23 protein-coding genes are annotated in these 23,331 nt (G+C 63.6%); 12 read left to right on the forward strand and 11 right to left on the reverse strand.

The features are described from left to right. The 3 genes from Q1W26_RS03865 to Q1W26_RS03875 all read right to left on the reverse strand — a co-directional run. A partial coding sequence (locus Q1W26_RS03865; RefSeq protein WP_300436130.1) for a DMT family transporter occupies window positions 1-839 on the reverse strand: 839 nt, incomplete at its 3' end. A gap of 137 nt (window positions 840-976) precedes the next feature. Next, the gene (locus tag Q1W26_RS03870) at window positions 977-1,249 is read right to left on the reverse strand and encodes a hypothetical protein (protein WP_300436133.1); all 273 of its coding nucleotides are present in this window, start codon (window positions 1,247-1,249) and stop codon (window positions 977-979) included. Window positions 1,250-1,402: 153 nt separating this feature from the next. Continuing rightward, the gene (locus tag Q1W26_RS03875; RefSeq protein WP_300436136.1) at window positions 1,403-3,274 is read right to left on the reverse strand and encodes an ankyrin repeat domain-containing protein; all 1,872 of its coding nucleotides are present in this window, start codon (window positions 3,272-3,274) and stop codon (window positions 1,403-1,405) included. A gap of 348 nt (window positions 3,275-3,622) precedes the next feature. On the opposite strand from Q1W26_RS03875, the gene Q1W26_RS03880 reads away from it, so the two are divergent. The 3 genes from Q1W26_RS03880 (at window position 3,623) to Q1W26_RS03890 (ending at window position 6,379) form a co-directional block, all read left to right on the forward strand. Continuing rightward, window positions 3,623-5,014: an aromatic ring-hydroxylating dioxygenase subunit alpha gene (locus tag Q1W26_RS03880; protein ID WP_300436138.1), complete on the forward strand. Its 1,392-nt coding sequence runs from the start codon at window positions 3,623-3,625 to the stop codon at window positions 5,012-5,014. Between the two features lie 5 nt (window positions 5,015-5,019). Next, the gene (locus Q1W26_RS03885) at window positions 5,020-5,478 is read left to right on the forward strand and encodes a hypothetical protein (RefSeq protein ID WP_300436140.1); all 459 of its coding nucleotides are present in this window, start codon (window positions 5,020-5,022) and stop codon (window positions 5,476-5,478) included. A gap of 88 nt (window positions 5,479-5,566) precedes the next feature. Continuing rightward, window positions 5,567-6,379 carry a response regulator gene (locus Q1W26_RS03890; protein ID WP_300436143.1) on the forward strand — a complete coding sequence of 271 codons (813 nt, stop codon included), beginning with the start codon at window positions 5,567-5,569 and terminating at the stop codon, window positions 6,377-6,379. Between the two features lie 94 nt (window positions 6,380-6,473). Here Q1W26_RS03890 and fabI read toward each other — a convergent pair whose 3' ends face one another. Next, window positions 6,474-7,271 carry an enoyl-ACP reductase FabI gene (gene fabI, locus Q1W26_RS03895; RefSeq protein WP_300436145.1) on the reverse strand — a complete coding sequence of 266 codons (798 nt, stop codon included), beginning with the start codon at window positions 7,269-7,271 and terminating at the stop codon, window positions 6,474-6,476. 149 nt (window positions 7,272-7,420) lie between these two features. Between fabI and Q1W26_RS03900 the strand changes: the two genes are divergently transcribed. After that, on the forward strand, window positions 7,421-9,556 hold the full coding sequence (locus Q1W26_RS03900; protein WP_300436148.1) for an ABC transporter substrate-binding protein: 2,136 nt from the start codon (window positions 7,421-7,423) through the stop codon (window positions 9,554-9,556). A 97-nt stretch (window positions 9,557-9,653) separates the two neighbouring features. On the opposite strand, the gene Q1W26_RS03905 is transcribed toward Q1W26_RS03900, so the two are convergent. Beyond that, a complete protein-coding gene (locus Q1W26_RS03905; protein ID WP_300436151.1) occupies window positions 9,654-10,034 on the reverse strand; it encodes a rhodanese-like domain-containing protein in 381 nt (126 codons plus the stop codon). Window positions 10,035-10,133: 99 nt separating this feature from the next. After that, a complete protein-coding gene (locus tag Q1W26_RS03910) occupies window positions 10,134-11,213 on the reverse strand; it encodes a DNA-binding protein (protein WP_300436154.1) in 1,080 nt (359 codons plus the stop codon). Window positions 11,214-11,420: 207 nt separating this feature from the next. Between Q1W26_RS03910 and Q1W26_RS03915 the strand changes: the two genes are divergently transcribed. The 5 genes from Q1W26_RS03915 (at window position 11,421) to hmpA (ending at window position 16,937) form a co-directional block, all read left to right on the forward strand. After that, on the forward strand, window positions 11,421-12,812 hold the full coding sequence (locus tag Q1W26_RS03915; RefSeq protein WP_300436157.1) for a site-specific integrase: 1,392 nt from the start codon (window positions 11,421-11,423) through the stop codon (window positions 12,810-12,812). Window positions 12,813-13,277: 465 nt separating this feature from the next. Next, window positions 13,278-13,646, forward strand: coding sequence for a hypothetical protein (locus Q1W26_RS03920; protein WP_300436159.1), 369 nt, complete (start codon window positions 13,278-13,280; stop codon window positions 13,644-13,646). Further along, window positions 13,643-14,743 carry a glycosyltransferase family 4 protein gene (locus Q1W26_RS03925; protein ID WP_300436161.1) on the forward strand — a complete coding sequence of 367 codons (1,101 nt, stop codon included), beginning with the start codon at window positions 13,643-13,645 and terminating at the stop codon, window positions 14,741-14,743. Before Q1W26_RS03920 ends, Q1W26_RS03925 begins: the two co-directional genes overlap by 4 nt. Before the next feature lie 2 nt (window positions 14,744-14,745). Further along, window positions 14,746-15,543, forward strand: coding sequence for a hypothetical protein (locus tag Q1W26_RS03930; protein WP_300436163.1), 798 nt, complete (start codon window positions 14,746-14,748; stop codon window positions 15,541-15,543). A 194-nt stretch (window positions 15,544-15,737) separates the two neighbouring features. Continuing rightward, window positions 15,738-16,937 (forward strand): NO-inducible flavohemoprotein, encoded by a 1,200-nt coding sequence (hmpA, locus tag Q1W26_RS03935; protein WP_300436165.1) that lies wholly within the window; start codon window positions 15,738-15,740, stop codon window positions 16,935-16,937. A gap of 63 nt (window positions 16,938-17,000) precedes the next feature. Here the strand turns inward: hmpA and Q1W26_RS03940 are convergent, their stop codons facing one another. After that, complete coding sequence (locus Q1W26_RS03940) at window positions 17,001-18,863, reverse strand: helicase-related protein (protein ID WP_300436168.1); 1,863 nt, start codon at window positions 18,861-18,863, stop codon at window positions 17,001-17,003. Between the two features lie 225 nt (window positions 18,864-19,088). On the opposite strand from Q1W26_RS03940, the gene Q1W26_RS03945 reads away from it, so the two are divergent. Next, window positions 19,089-19,388 carry a hypothetical protein gene (locus Q1W26_RS03945; protein ID WP_300436171.1) on the forward strand — a complete coding sequence of 100 codons (300 nt, stop codon included), beginning with the start codon at window positions 19,089-19,091 and terminating at the stop codon, window positions 19,386-19,388. Between the two features lie 17 nt (window positions 19,389-19,405). Here Q1W26_RS03945 and Q1W26_RS03950 read toward each other — a convergent pair whose 3' ends face one another. The 3 genes from Q1W26_RS03950 to Q1W26_RS03960 are packed head-to-tail and all read right to left on the reverse strand — an operon-like array spanning window position 19,406 to window position 21,235. After that, on the reverse strand, window positions 19,406-20,194 hold the full coding sequence (locus tag Q1W26_RS03950) for a hypothetical protein (protein ID WP_300436174.1): 789 nt from the start codon (window positions 20,192-20,194) through the stop codon (window positions 19,406-19,408). Between the two features lie 33 nt (window positions 20,195-20,227). Next, the gene (locus Q1W26_RS03955) at window positions 20,228-20,542 is read right to left on the reverse strand and encodes a DUF5710 domain-containing protein (protein ID WP_300436177.1); all 315 of its coding nucleotides are present in this window, start codon (window positions 20,540-20,542) and stop codon (window positions 20,228-20,230) included. A 21-nt stretch (window positions 20,543-20,563) separates the two neighbouring features. Beyond that, a complete protein-coding gene (locus Q1W26_RS03960) occupies window positions 20,564-21,235 on the reverse strand; it encodes an HD domain-containing protein (RefSeq protein WP_300436179.1) in 672 nt (223 codons plus the stop codon). A gap of 34 nt (window positions 21,236-21,269) precedes the next feature. Between Q1W26_RS03960 and Q1W26_RS03965 the strand changes: the two genes are divergently transcribed. Next, window positions 21,270-22,058: a Spy/CpxP family protein refolding chaperone gene (locus tag Q1W26_RS03965; protein ID WP_300436182.1), complete on the forward strand. Its 789-nt coding sequence runs from the start codon at window positions 21,270-21,272 to the stop codon at window positions 22,056-22,058. A 73-nt stretch (window positions 22,059-22,131) separates the two neighbouring features. On the opposite strand, the gene Q1W26_RS03970 is transcribed toward Q1W26_RS03965, so the two are convergent. Next, window positions 22,132-22,533 carry an FKBP-type peptidyl-prolyl cis-trans isomerase gene (locus Q1W26_RS03970; protein WP_300436185.1) on the reverse strand — a complete coding sequence of 134 codons (402 nt, stop codon included), beginning with the start codon at window positions 22,531-22,533 and terminating at the stop codon, window positions 22,132-22,134. 241 nt (window positions 22,534-22,774) lie between these two features. Between Q1W26_RS03970 and Q1W26_RS03975 the strand changes: the two genes are divergently transcribed. Next, window positions 22,775-23,188 carry a hypothetical protein gene (locus Q1W26_RS03975; protein ID WP_300436189.1) on the forward strand — a complete coding sequence of 138 codons (414 nt, stop codon included), beginning with the start codon at window positions 22,775-22,777 and terminating at the stop codon, window positions 23,186-23,188. Window positions 23,189-23,331 lie beyond the last annotated feature (143 nt).

A 23,331-nucleotide genomic window follows, 5' to 3' on the forward strand; every position in this document is an offset into this window, starting at 1 on the left:
CCGAGGTAGTGGTACCACTGGGGCACTTCAGCGAGAAAGATCGACGACAGCAGGGTGCCGAAAACCGGCATCAGGTGAATGAACAGGCTGGCGCGGTTCGCGCCCACTTCGGCAACGCCCCGGTTGTAGAAAATGTAGCTGACGAAGCCGGGAACGATGCCGATGTAAGCCAGGATCGCCATCGATTCGGGATTCAGTTTCATCCGTGCGCCCTGGGCGAATTCCCAGGCATAGGCGGGGGCCAGGGCGGCGACGCCGATCATGATCGTCGTGCCGAGCATCAGCGTCGGATGGACGCCTGCGGGTCGCCACGCCAGGGCAATGGTGTAGAGCGCCCAGTCGAGCACCGCAAGCAACATCCACAGGTCTCCGACGTTGAGGTCGAGGCTGGCCAGTACATCCAGATTGCCGCGCGCAACAATCGTGAGCGCCCCGCACAGGGAAACGATCACGCCCACGGCTTCCAGGGGTTTAAGGTGTTTTCCGAGAAAAGCCCACGAAATCGCGATGGTCACGATGGGGACGAAGGAATTGAGCAGGGCCGCGTTGGTGGCTGTGGTGTGCTGCAGGCCCAGGTAAGCGAAGGCGTTGTAGCCGCCGATGCCGAGCAGCCCGAGCACCAGCAAGGGTCGCCAGCCTTGCCTGAGCAGCGGCCATTGCTGCTTGAGATGCGGCAGTGCAAAAGGCAGCACGAAGAGGCCGGCGATGACCCAGCGCCAGAACGACAGCGCCATGGGCGGAATCTCGCCACGGATGGCACGGCCGAGAACCATGTTGCTCGACCAGGACAGGACGCTCAGGGTGAGCAGAAGGTAGGGATTGGCAAGGCGCTTGATCATGATCGGCGCGATTGTGCCTGATTGTTCATGATCGGGCGGAGCTTGCGAGGCACCTGCAGCGGAACGAAGGCCGCCGCGTCGGGCTTGTCACGCCACCGGCCGCTCCTGCCTGGCAGCGGGGAGGCTGGGTCCTGGCCCTAATGCCCGCGCTTGTGACGCGGCTTGGTGACGACTTCTTCAGCTTTCTCTGGCGGATGACGAATGACGGTTACGGATTCGGCAGGATCAAACCAGAACTCGCCGTTGGCGCTGTCGAGGCGGCCCGCGGTCAGCATGACCAGACCATCCACCCGATGCACCTTCGTTACGGTTTCCCACGCAAACGTCGGATGGACATTGGCCCCGGGGCCGTCGTAGATCAGGTCGCCAATCTGGACATCGTCAGCAGTGATGGTGATTCTGGTTGTCATGACTTTCTCCTTCCGGAAAATCCGCAGGCCGGTCCCTGACATAAGGAGGGCATGATGCGCCCTCCCGTTGATTCCCGCCAATTCAAGCCCGGTGATTTTTGCCCGGAGGCGGGCGCCCGGCGGAGATTAGTCAGCGTTGTGCCCTGTCTGTGATCAGCACCGGGGGCCGATGCACGTGCCGAGCCGTGGCACATTTGCATTCGAGGGCTCGTTGGTGTCGTGACCGAAAAACAATGTGGTGTCTCCGATGTCTCCCTTGATGGTGGTCTGGGCGGGCGTAAAGATGATGGGCGCGTCGGCGCCGCGCAATCCTGCCGGAAGGCGCAGTTCGTCCTTCTTGTTGACGTAGGCATTCCAGAAGGCGGGCACTGTTTTCGGGAGGCCATTGCGTGGCCAGGGGCGGCGGCGTACTGCGCCCATCCAGCTGATGAACGTATCCACGTCCGCCCGGCTCAGGCTGCCGTTGGCGACCATGGCTTCCAGCGCCGCCCGGCCCGTGAGCGGGCCCGCCGCGGCTGCGTAGGGCTCGAGCGGGAGAGGCGACGAGCCAGCCTCCGGGGACAATGACAGTGACGACCTGGCTTTGGGCGTCAGGGGGTCGCCCACGGTGATGGCGCCGGTGCGGGCAAAGTAGCTCGTGAAGGGCAATCCACGCCCGAAGGGATCCAGGCTGCCGGGCCCGGGTGTCGCAAGCTGCCGGCCTGGGCCTGCTTCGTCCAGCGGGATGTCGCAGCGAACCTGCGCGATGGCGGTATCCGGATCAAGGCCGAGCACCGCCGTGCGGGCCCCCGGCTTGAAATCGCGCTGAAGGATGACGCCGACGATCCTGGTCGAGGCCGTGCGGCGAATCGACCAGATGCGCGGGGCCTTGATTCCAGTGGAATTCAGAAGCAGCAGAACCGGGCGCTTGGGGGCGTTGACGATCAGTTCGACCACCTTTGCTTCGTCCGGCACGCCCTTGAAGGCCAGGCCCGTTGGCTCGCCCCCGGTGTGCGAAACCACGGCCAGTTCCAGATCGTCGATAAACTGGATTTCGGGGAAGCTGCACACCTCGCGACGCGGCGCAAAAGCTGCCGGGCCGGGCCTGGAGATCGGCGTCTGCAGTGTCCCGGGCCAGATTCCCGGGCTGACTTTCAGCACGGGCTGGAGCTTGCGGCAGCGCTCTTCGCCGGCCGGTCGAAGGCAGAGTTCATGCAGTCGCTGTTCGATCACGGTGCCGCGAAGGTCGTTGTGCCCGCCTTCGGCCAGCAGGCGAATCTTGTCGAGAATTTTTTCGGGGTTTCCCCTGCTGCCGGGAAAGAAGGACCACACCGCCTCCTGGAGCGGCGCATGCAGGGCAGGGAGGTCTCCGAACTGAGGAGAGCGATCGACCCCGAGTTGAAGCATCAGCCGGAGCATGCGCTCCGAGGAACAGCCCGTGAGCGCGTTGGCGGCCTGGAACTGCGAATGGCTCACGGAGCGGTTCTTGTCCGCCCCCCGGTCGATCAGGAGCCGGTAGATGGCTTCGGTGCGCTGCGTCGCTTCTGCCTCGGTGAGGCCAGGTCGCGCAAACGCTTCCGGGCAGCGGAAAAAAACGGAGTCGGGGCTGAGGCCGTCACGCATGCCGCTGGGATCGGCGCCTTCGTCCACGAGCCATTTCACGACGTCGATGTTGCCGCCGCGGATGGCGTGATCGAGCAACTTGCCTTCTCCGCAGCCGAAATCCGAGCCATTGAGGAAGGTCTTCCTGGTTGCCGACTGCCACTCCTGTATCGCCCGGGGGCTCGACTCCAGCACGGTGCGCATCGCCGGCTCAAGATTTTTCCAGGCGCGCGCCATGTGGCTGGCCAAATGGGCGTGCATTGCAGACGCCGGCCCCGTGGCGGCTGCATCGATCAACGCGCGATTCATGGCGCAGCCGCCCGAATCACCGATGGCGTGAGCGGAGCCCGCCATGAGTAAAGCAAACAGGCCCCCGACGAGTCGGACAATCGACACGCGGCGGGACGAATGAGCCGGTCTCAAGATGCTTCTGATGCTGAGCATGCGCGGTGTAAGCCGAAAAATTGATCAACGCAATCTAGCATGCTAACCACATGACCCAAGAACGGGAACAGCCCGCCAACCCGGATGAGGACGCCGTGGCAAAGGAGCGTTGAGTCGGCGGTGGGGCGCGTCATGAGCGTAGCGAACCCCACCGTCAAAACCATAAAACAAACAAATTTGTTCGTTTGTTGACCATAATCAAATCAGGGTCTTTCTGGCACCCGCAGACTCCAGGCATCGTCTTTCCAGAGCGGAAAGACAGAGGAAGCCGGAGTCCGCCATGGCGCCGGCCTTCACCCGAATCCATGGACGGCACCCAGGCCGCCACGCACCGGAGGAGACATCCCGATGAACGCACCCTGCGCACAGCATCATTCGCTCAATGCACCCGAAAACCTCGGCGACCCGACTACCTTTCAGCGCTTGCTTGAAGATGAGACGGTGCCGGTGCCTGACTTTCTCAGGCCGGCTCCGCCAGCCGGACTCGGGGATGCCGACCTGGCGGTGAGCCGCTATTTTTCGGCAGATTTCCACAAGCAGGAAATGGACAGGATGTGGCCCCGCGTGTGGCAGTTCGTGGCCCGCGACGAAGCCATTCCCGATGCGGGCGACCACGTGGTGCATGACATCGGGGATCACTCGCTCATCGTCATGCGCGGTGACGACGGCGTGGTGCGCGCGTTTGCCAACTCCTGCCTGCACCGGGGCATCGCGCTGCGGCCGGCGGGCGGAAACGTCAAGCAATTGCGCTGCCCCTTCCACGGCTTTACCTGGGATCTGGCCGGCGCCATGAAGAGCCTGCCCTGCGCGTGGGATTTCAAGCACTTCGAGCGTGACCGCCAGGATTTGCCGCAAGTGCGCGTCGAAACCTGGGCCGGCTTCATCTTCATCAATTTCGACAAGAATGCAGCTCCCCTTGCCGATTGGCTGGGTGTGCTGCCCGAGCACTGTGCCGACTACAGCCTCGAGCGTGCCACCACCCTCGTGCACGTGCGAAAGCGCATCCCCTGCAACTGGAAGCTGGCCCAGGAGGCCTTCTTTGAATCCTTCCATGTGCGCGCAACCCACCCGCACATCCTCACCTTCACCGACGACGTGGACAGCCAGTACGACCTGTATGGCGACACCCTGGCCCGCTGCATCACGCCCATGTCCATCGCCAGCCCCAACTTGGATGGTGTCACCCAGACCGAAGTGATGCACGACTGCATCGCCGCCTCCGGCCGCATGGCCGACGGCAACGGCGACGCCCACACCCTGCCCGAAGGCATGAGCGCCCGCCAGTACGTGGGCGAGATGAACCGTGCGGCCTACGCCGCCGCATCGGGCGTGGATTTGTCTCACGCCACACTGGCCGAATTGCAGGATGCGATCCTCTATTCGGTCTTCCCGCACTTCCAGATCTGGGCGGGCTACTTCGGCAACATCATCTACCGCGCCATGCCCGACGGCCACAACCCGGAAAGCTGCATCTACGACGTGATGGTGCTCGGCCGCCACAAAGCCCATGAACCGCGGCCCGCCGCCGTGCCGGTGCATTGGCTGTCCGAAAACGAGCCCTTCAGTTCGGCCCCGGAACTCGGCGCCCTCGGCCCCGTGCTCGACCAGGACATGCGCAATCTTCCGCACATGACCCGCGGCCTCAAGGCCTCGCTGACCGGCGTCGTCACCCTGGCCAGCTACCAGGAACTCCGCATCCGGGCGCATCACCACACGCTGGACAAGTATCTGGCGGACTAGGCTGTTTGAGCGCGCTCGCCGAGGCTGACGGAACTGTAGAAAAACGGCGGAACCGGCAGGGCGCCGCGATGGCAATTGAGGGTATCCTCGCCGCCATCGCAATTCCGCTGAGCGTCGGCAATCCCCGGCGGCAGGGGGCAGCCCAGGAGGGATCAGGCATGTACAGGGTTATGGCAGTGATGGCGCTCGTGCTGGTCGTGCCCACGTGGTGGGCGATGAGCGTCAAACAGAAGCAGGCTGGCGCGGCGGGGCATGTGAAGGCTGCGGCCTTTGCGCTGTTCCAGTTGGCGGTAATGGCCGCGCTGATCGCCGCCGACGCCTGGTGGGCAAGCCTGATTTATGTCTTTTTGGTGCTGGCGACGGGCAACATGGTTCTTGAAGCCGTCACCCAGCGCTATCCGGCCAGCCGGCTCGGTGCCTGGTGGGCGCGGCAAAAGACGGCGGCGGCATCCCGCCGCGCCTAACAGGGCAGGGTGTTTTTCAGCGTGCGCCTCAAGCTTTCCTGATTTGGTTCGCTAATCCCATCGTTCGCAAATAAAAAAGGTCGAGACGATGGCGAGTACTGGCCAGTTTGGTCATCTGCAGGCCCTGCTTGTGGAGCCCTCCGCAATGCAGGCCAAGATCATCCGCAAGGTGTGCGACGAGGTCGGGCTGACGCAGGTGCAGCTTGTCGGTAGTGCCGCGGATGCGGATGCCGCGATGCGGGCTGCGCGGCCCGACGTGGTGCTCTCGGCGCTCTACCTGCCCGACCGTTCAGGCACCGAGCTGCTCATCGCGATGCGGGCCGATCCGGTGCTCAAGAATGTGGCTTTCATCCTGATTTCGAGCGAAACCCGCCCGCAGGCCCTTGATCCGATCCGCCAGTCCGGCGTGTGCGGCATCGTGCCCAAGCCTTTCACATCCCACCAGCTGACCCTGGCGCTCAATGCCACCGTGGATTACCTCGGGACAAACTACACGCTGGACAACCAGTACGACCTGGAAAGCGTGCGCGTGCTGGTGGTGGATGACAGCCACAACGCGCGCAAATTCATGCGCAAGGTGCTCGAAAACCTCGGCATCAGCCACATCATCGAAGCCTGCAACGGCAAGGAAGGCGCTGCCGTGCTGGAAGGCACGATGGTCGACCTCATCATTACCGACTACAACATGCCCGAAATGGACGGCCGCGAATTTGTCGAATACGTGCGCACCCGCAGCTGGCAACGCACGGTGCCGATCCTGATGGTGACCAGCGAAACCAGCGAGAGCCGCCTGGCCGCGGTGGAAGAGGCCGGCGTGTCGGGAATCTGCGACAAACCGTTTGAACCGTCGCTGGTCAGGCAGTTGCTGGGGCGGATGCTGGAGCAGGGCACGACCGACTAGGCCGCGGGGCAAGCCGGCGAGCCCGGCAGGATCGCAAAAAAAGCAGGGCCGCCCGTAATTGGACGGCCCTGCTTTTTGATCAGACCGGCAGGGTTCAGCCCTGGCCCTGGTCTTCGTTGCCGAGCGCGGTGGTGTTGAAACCGCCGTCTACGTACATGATTTCACCGGTTACGCCACTGGCGAGATCGGAGCACAGGAAGGCGGCTGCGTTGCCGACTTCCTCGATGGTCACGTTGCGGCGCAGCGGGGCGTTGCGTTCGTTGAACGACAGCAGCTTGCTGAAGTTGCCGATGCCGGAGGCCGCCAGCGTTTTGATCGGGCCCGCGGAAATGGCATTGACGCGCGTGCCTTCGGGGCCGAGCGTGACCGCCATGTAGCGTACCGAAGCCTCGAGGCTCGCCTTGGCCATGCCCATGATGTTGTAGTTGGGCATGGTGCGCACGGCGCCAAGGTAGGACATGGTCAGCATCGAACCTTTGCGACCCTTCATCATCGGCCGGGCGGCCTTGGCGAGGGCGGGGAAGCTGTAGGCGCTGACTTCCTGGGAAATGCGGAACGCCTCGCGGGAGAGCCCGTCGAGGAAGTCGCCCTCGAGGGCTTCGCTGGGGGCGAAAGCGATGGAGTGAACCAGGCCGTCAAGCCCGTCCCATTTTTGCGCGAGCTGATCGAAGAGCTTTGCGATTTCATCGTCGTTCTGGACGTCGCACGCAAAGATCATCTCGCTGCCGAATTCGGCGGCCATTTTGGCCACGCGATCATGGAAGCGTTCGTTCTGGTAAGTAAAGGCGAGCTCTGCGCCTTCCCGGTGCATGGCTTTGGCGATCCCGTAGGAGATCGAGCGGTTGGACAGCAATCCGGTGATGAGAATGCGCTTGCCGGCGAGAAAGCCCATGTAAGGTGTCTCCTGTGAATAACCACTCGATTATAGCGGATGCTTCCGGAGCGTGTGCTGTCGCGACTCCGCCGCTATCCGGTAGAGTAAACCCCATGCACGCACTGATCCGACCGCTGTTTCGTCCGCTATTCCGGTACTTTCCTTCCATGCTGCTCGCAAGCCTGGCAGCCGGCTGTGGCCAGGTGTGGAACGATCCCTACCCGATCGCCGAGCGGGGCCAGAACATTCTCTACACCGCCTTCACCCAGCGGCCCAAGCACCTCGACCCGGTCCAGTCCTACAGCGAGGACGAGGCGACTTTTCTGTACCAGATCTACGAGCCGCCGCTGCAGTATCACTATCTCAAGCGCCCCTTCGAGCTGAATGTGGCGGCCGCCGAGAGGATGCCTGTGCTGCGCCAGTTCGATGCGGACGGCAAGCTGCTGCCACCCGGCGCCGACCCGGTCAGCATCGCCCGCAGCGAATACGAAATCCGTATCCGGCCGGGCATCCGCTATCAGCCGCACCCGGCCTTTGCCGCCGACGCCAAGGGCCAGCCGCTTTACCTCGGCCTTACCGCGGCAGATCTCGCCGACAAGCGCAGCCTGGGTGATTTTCCGCAAACCGGCACCCGCGAACTCACCGCCGACGATTACGCCTACCAGATCAAGCGCCTCGCACACCCGCGCCTGCATTCGCCGGTGCTCGAACTGATGGGTGATTACATCGTCGGGCTGAAGGATCTTCACGCCCGCCTGGCCGCCGACGAAAAAGCCCGTGCCGCCAAAGGCGAGGGCGGCTGGATCGACCTGCGCAACTATCCGATGAGCGGCGTCGAGGTGATCGACCGCTACACCTACCGCGTCCATATCAAGGGCACCTATCCCCAGTTTCCGTACTGGCTGGCGATGCCTTTTTTTGCGCCGGTGCCGGTAGAGGCCGACCGTTTCTTTGCCCAGCCGGGCATGGCCGAGCGCAACCTGACACTTGACTGGTGGCCCATCGGCACGGGGCCCTACATGCTGGCCGACAACAATCCCAACGCCCGCATGGTGCTGGTGAAGAACCCCAATTTCCGCGGCGAAACCTATCCCTGCGAGGGCGAGCCGGAAGACAAGGCGGAAGGGCTGCTGGCCGATTGCGGCAAGACCATTCCGTTTGTCGACCAGGTGGTGTTCACCCGCGAAAAGGAAAGCATTCCGTACTGGAACAAGTTTTTGCAGGGCTACTACGACGCCTCGGGCGTGTCGTCCGACAACTTCGACCAGGCCGTGCAGATGGGCGGGCAGGGCGACGTGAGCCTGTCCGACGAAATGGCCGAAAAGGGCATCAAGCTCAACACCTCGGTGGCGCCCACCGTGATGTACATGGGCTTCAACATGCTCGACCCGGTGGTTGGCGGCAACTCCGAGCGGGCGCGCAAGCTGCGCCTGGCCATCTCGATCGCCATCGACCAGGAAGAATTCATCTCGGTCTTCCAGAATGGCCGCGGCGTGCCGGCGATGCACCCGATACCGCCGGGCATCTTCGGCTACCGGGCCGACGAGGCCGGCATCAACCCCAATGTGTACGACTGGATCGACGGCAAGCCGCGCCGCAAACCGGTGGAGGAAGCCCGTCGCCTGCTGGCCGAAGCCGGCTATCCCGGCGGTCGCGACGCCAGGACCGGCGAGCCGCTGGTGGTTAACCTCGACACCACCGGCAGCGGCATGGGCGACAAATCCACCGTCGACTGGCTCAACAAGCAGTTCCGCAAGCTCGACATGCAGCTGGTGGTGCGCGCCACCGACTACAACCGCTTCCAGGACAAGATCCGCAAGGGTAACGCCCAGCTCTTCTACTGGGGATGGAACGCCGACTACCCGGACCCGGAGAACTTCCTGTTCCTGCTTTATGGTGCCCAGAGCAAGGTCAAGAGCCAGGGCGAGAACGCGGCCAACTACGAAAACGCCGAGTACGACCGCCTTTTCGAGCGCATGAAATCCATGCCCGACAACCCTGAACGGCAGGCCATCATCGAGCGCATGCTGGCCATCCTGCAGCACGACTCACCGTGGGTGTGGGGCTTTTACGAGAAGGCCTACACGCTGCAACACGGTTGGCTGTTTAACCGCAAACCGGGCAAAATCGCTCGCAACACCCTTAAATATCAAAGGGTTGATGTGGCCGCGCGGGAGCGTCTGCGGGCCGAATGGAACCGCCCCGTGCTGTGGCCGCTTGGCTTGGTGGCGCTGTTTGGCGCCCTGGTGGTGACGCCGGCAGTGCTGCACTACCGGCGCCGGGAGCGGGCCGGAGGCAGCTGAATCATGCAATCGTGAAATCGTTCAAAAACGGCAACAATCCTGCGCTGATTGTTGCCGTTTTTGTTTGTGGATCTACCGGCCAGCCCAGCCGGCTTGATCAGTCAAATGCCGGCATCACCGGCTTGGCTACCGGTTTGCCTGCACCAACCCAGGCGTCGAAACCACCGGCAATCGACTTGACGTCGAGGTAGCCCATGTCGTGCAGTGCGCAGGCAGCCAGCGCGGCGCGGCCGCTGGTCTTGCAGTACAGAACGATCCGGATGTCGCGGGACGTGAGTTCGGGCGTGCTGCTCAGCTTGAATTCCAGCATGCCGCGGGACATGTGAACCGCGCCGGGAATATGGCCGGCGGAAAACTCGTCGGTTTCGCGTACATCGATCAGCACGTCAGCGTCGCGAATGGTTTGTTCGGCAGCTTCGGGCGAGATTTCCTGAACGCGGGTCTTGGCGGCGGCAACGAGATCGTGGGCGGTTTTCATGGCGTTCCTTGAAGGGCAGGGTGGGGCGCCCAATAATATTAGAAATCGCTCATATTGTGATTTAAAAATCACCGCACCTACCGTGCGCCTCCAAAGCGCTCAGCCCAGCGTCGCATCACCTTCCTGCGGGCCGGGCGCAGGCTCGGGCAAAGGCGAAGCGGCACGCATCAGCATGAGCGCCTGGGTGTGTGCTTCCGCAGTGCGCGCTCTTTGAGCTTCAAACTGAAGCTGCAGCTCCAGCCTTGCCATCTGCGTTTCCTGATTGCCGATCGTCGTTGCGCTGGCCAGTTGTTGTGCTCGCAGCCGGGCCAGTTCGGCCTGAAGCTCTGTCAGCTGGGCGGTCATTGTGGCGGCCTCGGTCTCCAGCTGGCGCTTGAGCGCCGCAAGCTCTGAAGCGCGACCTTCGGCTTCTGCGGTTTTGCTGCGCTGGCTGCTCAGGTTGGCATCCAGCACGCCGACCCTTTGGCGGAGTTCATTGACGGCAGCGGCGTGATCCTGGCGAAGCTGGTCGGTCTGGCGCATCAGGTGTTCGCGCTCGCCGGCGCTGCGATCCTGCTCGGCGCGTATTTCGGTGAGCAGGCGATCCCGCTCGGCCGCCGCCTGAAAACCCAGATCGCTCACATGGCGCGCGTGCTCGTCGCGCAGGGATTCCAGGCGCTGCTCGAGCCCGGCGCACTGGGCGATGTGCAGCTCCCGTTGCCCGAGAAGGTCGGCAATCATCGTTCGCTGGGCCGCGGCGGCCTCCTGCTGGGATTCGAGTTCCGCGCTCAGTCGGGCGGTGGTGGCACGCTCGCTGCGCAACGTGTCGAGGGCGGCGGCGCGGTCGTTGGCCGCATCGTCCGCCTGGCGCTTGAGCGCTTCTTCCTTGAGCAGGAATTCCGCCCGCAGGGTTTCTGCCGACGCACTGGCCGCTTCGGACGACACGACGAGCAGCGCGTCGAACAGGCTCCGGGCCTTGAGCTGCAATGCTTCCGGCCACTCGCCGAAAAGCGGGTCACGGGCGAGCGCGGTGCTGCCGGCGCGGGATTCGCGCCATTGCCGGATGTGGGCAGAAACGACGCGCGTCGAGCCTTTTCCCAGCTTTTCATGGACTTTCAGGTAGGTCGGGCTGTCGCCGGCGGCGGCGGTGAGGTCGTTGCAGATCTGTTCGACCATTTCGTAGGTCACGGCACTTGCCATCGAGGTGTCTCCGTTTTTGCGTGTGCTTGCGTGCCTGACGGGGCTGCGCGTTGCTGCACATGAATTCATCGCAACATTTTAAATATTTTGCGCAATTGCGCAATTGCGTTGCTATATCAAAACAAATAATAACGAGTTGTGCAATTATCGACACTATTAGCCAAGGCAAGTAATATCCACTTCGACCACACAAACGGGAGGAGCTGGATGGCTCATACGCCAGCAGTCAGCGTAGCAATTCACGAAGGCGGGCCGGTGATGCTGCCGATCCCGCCCCATCTGCAGGCCGGCAGCGACGCCCGACGCAGCGTGGCCGTTGCCAATTCGCTGGGCGCCACCAACGACCATGAGGCAATCCTTACCTGGCTCAACGCCAGAGCGAAAAACGTGCAGACCCGCAAGGCCTACCTCCAGGAGATCCGCCGCTTTCTGGCTTTCATGCTGTACATCCGCGGCCGGCTGATCTCGAACGCCACGGTGGGGGATCTGGAGGCCTTTCGCGTGTGGCTCGTTGCGCCGTATCTGCCTGCCGAAGGCTGGCCAGCCGGATACATGCCCTTTGGTAAAGGGAGTGAGGCACCGGCGGCGGACGGGCAGGTGCGTCTGAAAGGGCTGGCAACAGGCAGCCGGCGCCGGGCCGACACGACGATCCGGGGTTTTTTCCGCTTTCTTCACGACAGCGGCTATCTGGCCACGAATCCCTGCCTGCGCCTCGGAAAACTCACCGGAGAGGAGATCTCCCAGGATGCGCTGGAGGAACTGCAGCTCAGCCCGGAGATGTACGCCCGGCAACGCCGGCTGGATGCCATCGAACAGGACAATCGTGGGGCCGACAAGGCTTTTTCAATCGAACTGTGGCTGTGGCTGCGCGACTTTCTCGATGCCCCGGAGAACCAGTGGCGGATAGCCGACCCGGATGCCGGCGAGGGCGCCGCGGCGGCATCCCGGCCGCAACCGTGGCCGCCGGAGCGCCAGGAGCGTCTGCGCTGCATTTTAATGTTCGGCTACGCCGCAGCCGGCCGCCGTGCCGAGATCGCCGAGACAACGATGAGCGCCATCGTGCAAAGCGGAAAGCGCTGGATCTGGAAAGTGATCGGCAAGGGCAGAACCGCCGCCGACGGGCCCGATCGGGTCACGCTGGACGACGCCGCCGTCCAGGCCCTGATGCGCTATCGCGCCGCACGCGGGCTATCCGGCTACCCGGATGCGAGCGAGCGCCAGGTGCCGCTGATTGCCAAGCTCACACCGCAAAGGCGCCGGAGCAAGCAGCCACTTAAAACCGGCGAAGGCGTCACTGCCGGCTACCTGAACAGCGAGCTGCGCCGCTTCCTGAACTACGCCGCGCCGTTTGCCGCCATGCGTGAGCCGGCCTGGGAGGCGCAACTGCGCCGCGCCGCATCCCACTGGCTCAGGCACACCCGAGGAACTCACTTCGCCCTGGGCCACGTCTCGCTGGCCAGAACCGCCGAACAACTGCGCCACAAAGACCCGCGAACCACCAGCAAGTACTACGTGCACATGAAGGACGAAGAGCGCGGAGAAGCGGTAGACGCAATCTCCACGCTGCTGAAAAGTAAAGGCGAGAGCGGTGAGAAATGACACCGACGCGCTTGCTGACAGGTTTTGGAGGGGGGCAGCTCCGGGCTATCCATCACTTCTGAAAACAGTAATTTTCAGAAGTGATGGATATTTCTTTCGGAGATGCTTCCGGGACTTCTTAAAGAGCTTCTGAGCGCCTGGTCAGCAACTCCCGGCAGCTTGGCCATCACGCTCACATCCGCCTGAAAGTTCTGAACTTTCCAAACCTCCCGAACGCCATCCCGCCAGGCGCGGGTAACCGCGCCATCAACCGCCGTCAGAACGTTGAAAAACGCAGACGCACACCATCGCGACGGGCACGGCCGGTGTCCTTGAGCTTTGCGGGGGCTTGCTCCAGAATGATCCGGTTACCCTTTCGTCGTCTCACCGCACCTTTGGCATTCCTATTGCGAGTCATCCACGATGGACAGGACCCAGGAGAGTCAGGCCTTCCCTACAGGCGCAGCGGCCCATCCGGCGGCGCCCGTGTCTCCGGCTATCTCTTCGGTAGCGGCCCTGTCCCCGTCCCTGTGCCGGCTGGACGGAGCCGAACTGGTGGTGGCGCCGTTCCGGATCAATCGCTTCCGCCAGGCCTACCTCAACCCGGACGAGATCCGGATTGAACTCGCCGCCATCGCCCCCGGCCAGTATCGGGTGATGGCGGTGCACAACTTTCACGTCGAAGACTGCAATCCCTGCCTCGACGAATGCGTCGCCGGGCTGTTTCTGGCAGCGCAACTGGACGACGGCAGCTGGGAAGAGCCCGAACGTTTTCCGGTGGAATGCCGCGCGGTCGCCGTGCTTGCCACCCTGCGGGTGCCGGACGGCGACGGCCCGGCGGAGCTGCTCGCGTGATCACCAACACCCGCGAGCGCGATTTCGATGTCATCGAGATCACCAACGAAATGCCCCATAACCGCATGGGCGGCGTGGGCAGCGTGATCGAGGCACTGACCAGCGGCTTTGCGGCCATCGGCGTGCGCGCCCTGTGGTACGTCACCGATCACGGCTACCAGCCCTACGAGGTCGACGCCATCCTCGCCAGCCGGGCCTGTGTGGCCCTGGGCAGCGAAGCCGAACTGGCCCACTTCCGGGCGCCGGTGGTGCATGTGCATTCCTACAACCACGGCCCCGGCCTGCTCGACGCCACCCGCGGCGCCCGTTCGCTGTTCACCATCCACTCCCTGCTGGCCTACGAGGAAATCTCCAACGCGGTGAATCTGCACGGCGCGGTGCTCGACCAGGAACGCCTCATTGCCGCGTGCGACGAAGTGGTGCTGGTTTCCGAGGCCGAGCGCGGCTACTACCGTCAGCTCGGCTACGAGCGCCTCAATCCGCGGGTCAGCGTGGTCGCCAACGGCATCCGTCTGCCCCCCATGCAGGCGCCCGGGCCACGGCGCGGCATGCTTGGCTACTGCGGCCGGCTGGTGCCGCGCAAGCATCCCGAATACGTGCAGATGGTGCTCGCCGAGCCGGGCTTCGAGCACTTCGAGGCCATGATCGCCGGCAAGGCCTTCAGCGCCTACGCCCGCGACCTGCTCACCGAACACGCCATCGAGGAGCGGGTGCGCCACCTGGGCTGGTGCGGCGGGCCGCGCCTCGACGCCTTCTTCGCAGGCATCGACGTGCTCGCCCAGCCCTCCACCTACGAACCCTTCGGCCTGTCGGCCCTCGAAGCCGCGGCGCGGGGCGTTCCGCTGGTGTGCACGCCGGTGGACGGGCTCGTCGAAGTGCTCGGCGAACACGCCTTTTACTGCGACGACACCGGCTACCCCGCCTTTCTCGACGCCATGACCCGCTGGCGCGAAGCCGATCCCGACGCCATCGCCGCCCGCTGCGCCGGCGCACGCGCACGCGCCCTCGAACACTTCACCGATCTGGCGATGGCGCGCCGCTATCTCGAACGCTTCCGCCAGATCAAAGGCACGGCGACCACAACCGGAGACGACTGACCATGCACCCGGATTTCTTCCTGCCCGACGGCTATGAATATCTCGCCCCGGACTGCGAACGCTTCTTCGCCGAACACCCCGACTACGCGCGCAACGTCTTCATCATGACCCGCTTCGAGCCGGGCAACCGCCTGCTCACACAGCTTGACGAGGTGCTGCGCAAGGCCCTGTGCGGCCACGGCCTTGCCGGCCTGCGGGCCGACGATCGGATGTATCCCCTCGACCGCCAGCTCTGGAAGAACGTCTGCGTTTACATGCTGTGCTGCAAATACGGCGTGGCGGTGCTCGAAGACCGCCTCAAGGACGAGTTCAACCCCAACGTGGCCCTCGAATACGGCTTCATGCGCGCCCTCGACAAACCCGTGCTGCTCCTGGCCGACACGGGTTTCCACAACCTGCGCGCCGACGTCATCGGCACCCTGCGCGAGAGCTTCGACATCACCGACATCGGCGCCACCCTGCCCCGCGCCGTGGGCACCTGGGTGCGCGACCTCGGCCTGGACCCGCAAGCCCTGCCCGGCGCGCTGCGGGAGCAGGCCTTCAAGATCGTCCGCCGCCTGCGCAACATCGATTGCGCCCGGCTGGTGGTGGATGAAGCCAGACGGCTCAAGGAGCGCAACGACGAGTTCTGGTATCTGGGCGAGGAGATCAGCGCCTACCGCGCCCTGCTCGACACCCAGCCGGACGCGGCACATCGCGACGCCGTCGACACCACCGACCGGCGCCTCGTGCAGAACCACGACCTCGCGGCGCTGCCCGAGATGATCCGCGTCTTCACCGGGCTGGCCCGACGCCCCTGATCAGGCCGTAACGGACTAAGCAGACCCGCGCCCACACCTGCCGTAAACCCTGCTGCTTCTGCGCATTTCTTTCTGACACAATCGATTTTGTCGGGCGCCCATCCGGGCAGACCCGCGAGAAAGGCCGGCCATGTGCGAACGGCCTTTTTTCTACCACAAAAGATGTATTAAAAATAACTCTTAAGGAAGACACCATGGACGCCCAGGTACGCGATCTCGTCAAAGCCACCATCCCCGTGCTCAAGGAGCACGGCGTTGCGCTGACCTCCTACTTCTACCAGCGCATGTTCCGCCACAACCCGGAGCTTCACCAGATCTTCAACCGCAGCCACAGCGACACCGGCAAGCAGGCCATGGCGCTCGCCGGCGCGGTGCTGGCCTACGCCGAAAACATCGACGATCCTTCCGTGCTGGCGCCGGTGATCACGCTGATCGCTCACAAGCACGCCAGCCTGGGCATCCGCGCCGAGCACTACCCCATCGTCGGCAAGCACCTGCTCGCCTCGATCAAGGAAGTGCTGGGCGACGCCGCAAGCGACGAGCTGATCAACGCCTGGGGCATCGCCTACGGCGTGCTGGCCGACGTGCTGATCGAGGCCGAAGGCAAGCTCTACACCGAAGCCGCCAACCGGGACGGCGGCTGGTCCGGCTGGCGCCCCTTCCGCATCACCGACAAGGTGGCGGAAAGCGCGGAAATCACGTCTTTTTACCTCACCCCGACCGACGGCGGCCCGCTGCCCGCCTTTCGCCCCGGCCAATACACGACGGTGCGCGTGTTCGTGCCCGAATGGAACGTGATGCAACCACGTCAATATTCCTTGTCGGATGCTCCCGGCAGCGCCGCCTTCCGCATTTCGGTGAAGCGCGAGCCGGGCAGCGACGGCACGCCCGCCGGCCGCGTCTCCAACCGCCTGCACGACGCCTACAACAAGGGCGACATCATCGATCTGGCCCCGCCCTTCGGTGACTTTTACCTGCACGAAGACCGCGACACCCCGGTCGTGCTGATCAGCGGCGGCGTCGGCATCACGCCGATGATCTCGATGCTCAAGCAGCTGATCGGCACCGCCAAAAACCGCCCGGTGCAGTTCATCCACACCTGTCGCAACGCCGACGTGCTCGCCTTCGGCACCCGGCTGCACAAGGCCGCCGCCGACAACCCGCAGCTGCAGGTGCACATCTATCACGATGCCGCTCCGGTAGCCGAATTCGGCGTCATCGGCAGCCTCGACCTCGGCGAGCTTGGCGCCGCCGTGCTGGCCCCGGGGGCCGATTACTACCTGTGCGGCCCGACCGGCTTCCTCGAAACGCACATCGCCCGCCTGCACCAGCTCGGCGTCGAATCCGCGCGGATTCACGCCGAAATCTTCAGCACCGGCGGCGTCGCGGTTTAAGGGCGTATCCGTCATTCACCGGCAACATGGCGTTGCCGGTGTGTCGGATCGACGGGCGCGCTCTCAGCTTTTGCGCGGCCAGTACCAGCTGGGCACCCCAGCCCGGCCGCCGCCGGCGCCCTGCTTGAAGCGGCTGCGCAAATGTCCGTCAACGGCGCTGATCCAGGGCGCCAGTTGTTCGTCCGCCAGCGCGTAATCCACAAACAGCTCTGGCAGGCGGTAGCCGAACCAGCGGTACGCGGCCAGCAGTCGCACCGTCGTTTCGGCATCCTCGAGCGATGCCTTCTTTGCCGATCTGGGCAAAAAATCCAGCCTGATGCGCTTTCCCTGGTTGGCGGCATAGGCCCAGGTACGCCAGGTGCCATCGATGGTTTCGTTCTGCGAAGCCATCGGCGCCATGGAAAACACGTGCTTCAAGGGCAGTGACAGCTTCTTGAGCCGGTCGAGTTGCGCCGCTCTGGCCAGTTGTTCCTCCGGCACGTGGGGCGTGAAGAATCCGTCGCCGCAGTCGGCATGCAGCAAAAAAAGCGACAGCAGCGCTTCAAGCCGGTTGTCGCCCGACATTCCGGCGATCTGCTCGAGATAGGCGGCGCCGGCCGTGATCTGGAATCCGCTGGATTCCACCGGCGGCTGCGTGGCTTTCATGTGCGCAAGCACCAGCCGGTGCTCGTTGGGCGTAAGCCCGGCCACCACACCTTCTTCTTCCTGGTGCCCAAAGCGCCCTGCCCGGCCGCCGATCTGCTGCAGCAGCGACACCGGCAGATCACCCCGCCGAACCCCGTCGTATTTCTGAACGGCCGTGAACACCACGCGCTGGATGGGCAGGTTCAAGCCCATTCCGATGGCGTCGGTAGCCACCAGCACATCGGCCTGCCCCTCGGCAAAGCGCCGCGCCTCCCGCTCGCGCACTTCGGGCGACAGTGCGCCGTAAATGCAGGCCACCGACTGGCCCAGGCCCAGCAGGTCGTCGCGCAGGTTAAGCGCATCGCGGCGTGAAAAGACAATGAAGGCATCCCCGGGCCGGGCCTGGCGCAGGGCACTGGCCGGGTGATTGCCGAGCGGCTTGCCCACCACCAGCGGATGCTTGCGTGTCTTGCGCCGAATCTCCAGCGGCAAGCCCAGCCGGGCCGCCAGGGCCGTGACGGCCGGCTCGGCGGACAGCGCGCCCAGCAGCCACAGCTCGCGGGCGTTGGCCCCCACCACGGCCTGGGTCCACGCCCAGCCCCGGTCGGGGTCGCTCAGCATCTGGATTTCATCGATCACCGCCACGTCCACTTCCCGGCTGGCGTCGAGCATTTCGATGGTGGACGCGGTTACCCGGCTGCCTTCGATGATGCGCCGCTCCTCGCCGGTCACCAGCGAAGCCCTGACGCCGAACTCGTCGTTGAGGCGCGTGTAGGCTTCCAGGGCCAAAAGGCGCAGCGGGCCCAGATACACGCCGGACGCCGCGGTCACGAGGCGCTCCAGCGCGTCGTGGGTTTTGCCCGAGTTTGTGGGCCCCAGCACGGCAATCAGTTTGCGGGCCCGGCGGCGGGCCGGAAAAGTGTCGGGGTAGTCGGACAGCTTCACCGAGTGGCCGATCTGTTCTGCCAGATTGCGGTGACGCCGGTTCGACTGCATGTCCAGCAGCGACTGGCGAAGCACGCTGCCAACCCTGCCCAGGTCCATTTCGCCGCTCGCCCAGTGGTCGCGGAGCTGCGGGATATCGGGCTGCAGCGCGTCGGCTTCGCAGGCTTGCAGATAGGCGGCGATCTCGGCCACGGCGGCTTCCAGGGCCTGCTCCAGCTTCGCCCCGTGCGTTTGAAGCACCGCGTGCTCGGCAGCGTCGCGTTGCTCGCCGGTGAACCTGCGCCATTGCGACTGCGGGCCCAGGCTGCTCTCGGGGATGTGGCCGAAGATTCTCAGGCTGCCAACCGAAAAGCTCACCCTGCGGCCCGCCGTCAGCCACATCGTGTTGCCACACAGCGTTCGCGTAAAGCGCAGGTCCGTTGCCGGAGCGTCCATATCAATCCTGTTGGGTGTATTCATCGAGTGCGGCAGGCCTCGGCAACCCGCAGGTCGCCGGGGCAAGTGGTAGTAAAGTATCAAGCCATGAAAGGCACGCAAAACACGGCGGCTGTTGTTTGCAGCCCCCCATCATCCGGCCGATTCATGGCCCTTCCGGGCACGCTGCTCATTGCCTGCATGCTGCTCTGCAGCTGCATCTTTCTTCCCCGCACCACCACCCGATACGACCCTGCCTGCGGTATCACCCAGCGACACATGACGCTCGAGGCCTACCAGATTGCCGCTTTTGGCGGGTGCCGCAATGAAGGATGTGCCGAGCTGCTGGTGCTGGCCGGCGCCGTATCGGCCGCGAGCCTGGTGGTGTCGGGCAGCGTTGTCGCTGTGGGCGAGGTCGTCTATTGGCTGGAGGCCAAGGGCCGCTGCCTTACGGTGCCGGGCTTTTGAAGGGCACAGGGCAAATCTTACTGCCCGCCGATTTTCCGGTGAAAGTAAGGCATCAGCGCCTCGGCCGCCGCGATTCTCAGGCGTGTTTTTTCCGACGTATCGTTCATCACTGCCAGCAAGAAATTTTGCGGATCGCCATGGGCGTCGTGTCGAGCGACTGTGGCCTGCGGGCTCGCGGCTTGTGGCGCAGGGCCGGCCTCCACCGCGGCCGAAATCCCCAGCGTAAGCCGCGCCTGCTGAAAATCTTCAGCCTTGATGCTGTCGAGGCTCGCCAGAATATCTGCCTGCTTGTCCATGTTGGGTGACATGTCCAGCCAGGGTTCATCGACAAACATGCTGCCCAGGGTCGGATCGATGAAGGCCGACCATTTTTCGGTGCCCGCCTGCAGCGCCGGCGGCAGCTCCATGACCGGCGTGGCGGCTTTCGGCAGCAGATCGAGATGGATCGCCGGAAGATCGGCCAGGTAAGTGAGCTGGAGCGCTTCGAGAAACGCCTGCGCATCGGCCACCGGCACGGCTTCGGTCAGCGAAAACCACAGCCCGTAGCCCTTGCCGCCTGAAACAGAAACGGCCGGGGCCGGCAGATTCAGCTCGCTTTGCACGGCCTGATAGACATTTGCCACCTGGTCCCAGTCGCCGGCCCGTTCAAAATTCATGACCATCGCCCGAACCTTGCCGTCAGCGCCGATCATGTTCAATGCCGTGGCCGTTTCGCCGGCAAGGCTGCCATCGTCCGGCGTCTGGCCGGGGCATTGCGGGTCGCGGAGAAAATATAGCCGCTGCAGTTCGTTTGTCAGTTTATTCATGCAACACCAAAGTAAAAGGCCGGAGAGTTCGGGCTACCTGGACAGCGCGGTGGGCTCGCAGCGTTCGCACACCTCCCACGGCAGGCAGTCGCAAACACGCGCCTGCTCGACATAGGCGCTGCCCACGATGACCATGCTGGCGGCCTGCTGTTTCTTGACGGGCGCGGCGCTCTTATGCACCGGCTCGGTACCCGCCGAACTTTCGTGCGGGCTTGGCGCCCATCTCGCGAACGGAGCCATGTCGGGCTTGTTCTCGACGTACCAGATTTTCCGGGCCGCATCCCAGCGGGCCCCCAGCTTCTTGGCCTCGTCTTTTTCTGCGAAGGGCACTTTCAGATTCACTCTCATTTATTTACCTTTTCAGCAAATCTAAAACCGGGAATCCGGCAGCGAAGCATTCCATTCGCCAAGAAACCGGGAAACAAAATCCTCCATGAACTGATGGCGGTCAGCGGCGAGCCTGCGGCCGGAGGCCGTGTTCATGCGATCTTTCAGCAGAAACAGCTTTTCATGAAAATGGTTCAGGCTGGTGCCTTGTGCGGTTTTATAGGCCTCGGCAGTGGGATGCATCACCGGAGGAATATCCGGGTCGTAAATCAGGCGCCCGGCGTGCCCGCCGTAGGCAAAGCAGCGGGCAATCCCGATGGCCCCGATCGCGTCGAGTCGGTCTGCGTCCTGAACACATTGTCCTTCAAGGGTCTGCATCGCGGTGCTGACCCCGGCCCCCTTGAACGAGATGGTCGCAACGATATCGACAACAGGCGTGATGATGCTTTGCGAAGCGCCCTCGAGGGCGAGCAGTCGCCGGGCCTCCCGCGGCCCGGCTGTTTCATCTCCGCCGTGGAACTTCCAGTCGGCGATGTCGTGCAGCAGGGCGCCCAGTTCGACGATCTGCTGATCGGCGCCCTCCTCCGCGGCAATCTGGCGGGCGAGCTGCCAGACCCGGTTGATGTGGTGCCAGTCGTGTCCGGAGCTTTCGGCCAAAAACCTGGCTTTGACCTGTGCGGCCACGCGCTCGACCAGATTCAGATCGGCGCTCACTTTTTCGAAAATCTCATCGGCTATTCAAATCAAAATGCAGTGCCATGATGCGACCCGGATGGGCCGGCGTGCTTTAACGGGATTTTGCATCGACCTGTTATCGGCTTTGCCATCCGACACATACGGATACAAAGCGTTTCAATACGCCTACGTTTGGGACGGGTCTTTGAGGCCAATATGGGCCTACCAGAATAAACCGCCGACAGACGCCATGAGTCATATTGAAAACAGCCCTGAAGCGATGAATATCAAAGCCTTTCTTGCCGAATCGCGAAACTATCTCGCGCTCAACGATAGTCGAAGTGCCGCTGAACGCCAAACCACCGTTTCAACCGTAACGACCGAAACCCAAAGGAGCACCATGAACTCATATCGCAAACTCGCCCAATCACTTCTTCTGGTTGCCGGTCTGGGCGCCGTGGCAGCCGGTCCGGTCATGGCAGATCCGGGCTGTGGCCCGATGGGTTCCCACCAGGAACGTCATGCCCACATGAAAGAGCAGCATCACAAGCAGCTGCATGATGCGCTGAAGCTGACGCCGGAACAGGAGCCCGCCTGGGCCAAGCTGATGGAATCCGAGCAGGCCCGCCCTGCCCTCAGTGGTGGCCAGCCCGAAGACTGGGCCAAGCTCAAGGCGCCGGAACGTGCCGAAAAAATGCTTGAGCTCATGAAGGGCAGGCAGGCACAGATGACCGAACACGTCGCGGCCCTCAAGACGTTTTACGCCACGCTGACACCCGCGCAGCAAACCACTTTTGACGAGCACCACGCGGCCCCGCGCCGGGGCATGATGCGCGGCAAGGCGGCACCGGCCAAGCCCTGATCGCAGTCTGATAAAACGTCAAAAACCCGGCATCGCCTGCCGGGTTTTTTTACGCCTGCGTGCTGGCCGGCTGTTACTTGCTGCCCAGCAACTGGATTTCGAAGTTGAGGGTGCTGTTGGGCGGAATCTTGCCCAGATCGCGCGTGCCATACGCCGTTTCGGGCGGGCAGGTCAGCTTGGCCGTGCCGCCGACCTTCATTTTCTGGACGCCCTGGGTCCAGCACGGAATCACCTGATTGAGGCCAAAGCTCGCCGGCTGGCCTCGTTTGAAGGAACTGTCGAACTCATCGCCATTCAAGAGCGTGCCGCGGTAGTGCACCGTCACCTGGCTGGTTGCGGTCGGCGCGCTGCCTTCGCCAATCTTGACGTGCTCGATCTTGACGCCGGAAGGCAGCGTTTCAATGCTCGGGGCCGCATGAGCCGCGTTTGAGGCAACCAGCATGGTCGCCAGGATGGTCAGGGAAACTGCTCGCATATCGACACTCCGGTTGATGGAATCCGGCATTTTAAGCTGCGCCGGGAAGGAAAGCCCCTCCCGCGCCATCGATGTTTTCATGGCAGCCTACGGCCCCAGCCCGCCTGGGTAGGCGTGGTAAGCGTGGGTAAGCGTTTATGGCGGCAAGGTGCCCGCCACAACGTGAGATAGTGAAAGCCGCACAGCGCGTGCCGCCTCAGCCGGCGCGAGCACGCCTCAACGACACAAGGACAGCAAAAGAATGCGCAAGAAATGGGAAGACTACGATAACGCCGCACGCCAGATCATCACCGACATGCGGGATGCCCTCGGCCTGGCACGGCCCGAGGGCGCGCAGCGGGCTGCCGGACCAACCGGCACCCAGTGGGAACTCGACACCCGGAGCTGGCTCGAGGGGCGCGACGGCTTTCTCGTGATCGAAGGCCGCCAGTATTCGTCACCACTGAAGCAGGAATCCCGTGCAGCCATGGCCTGGCGTATCCAGGTGGGCAGCGATGGCGCCATCACCGCCTCGGCGCTGTCTGCGCCGGCCGAAACCCCCGCCACCGCGAGCGTCGAGCAGATGCTGCTTAACGACGACAGCACGGCCAACAACTACATGGCCGAATTTCTGAGCCGCCGGTTTCGTGACGTGGCGGCTGGCGCCGGCTCTTAATAACCGCCCCTTTCACAGGGACGGCAGCAGACTGTTGGGGCGACTGAAGTCGCTCATCGCATGTCAACCATCGGCATGCCTTTGATCGAAGCACGGGTAGATACTGTTATCCCCGTCAAGCTCCGTGAAGCCCTGGCTGGAAG

Source organism: Zoogloea sp. (assembly GCF_030157465.1).
GTDB lineage: Bacteria > Pseudomonadota > Gammaproteobacteria > Burkholderiales > Rhodocyclaceae > Zoogloea.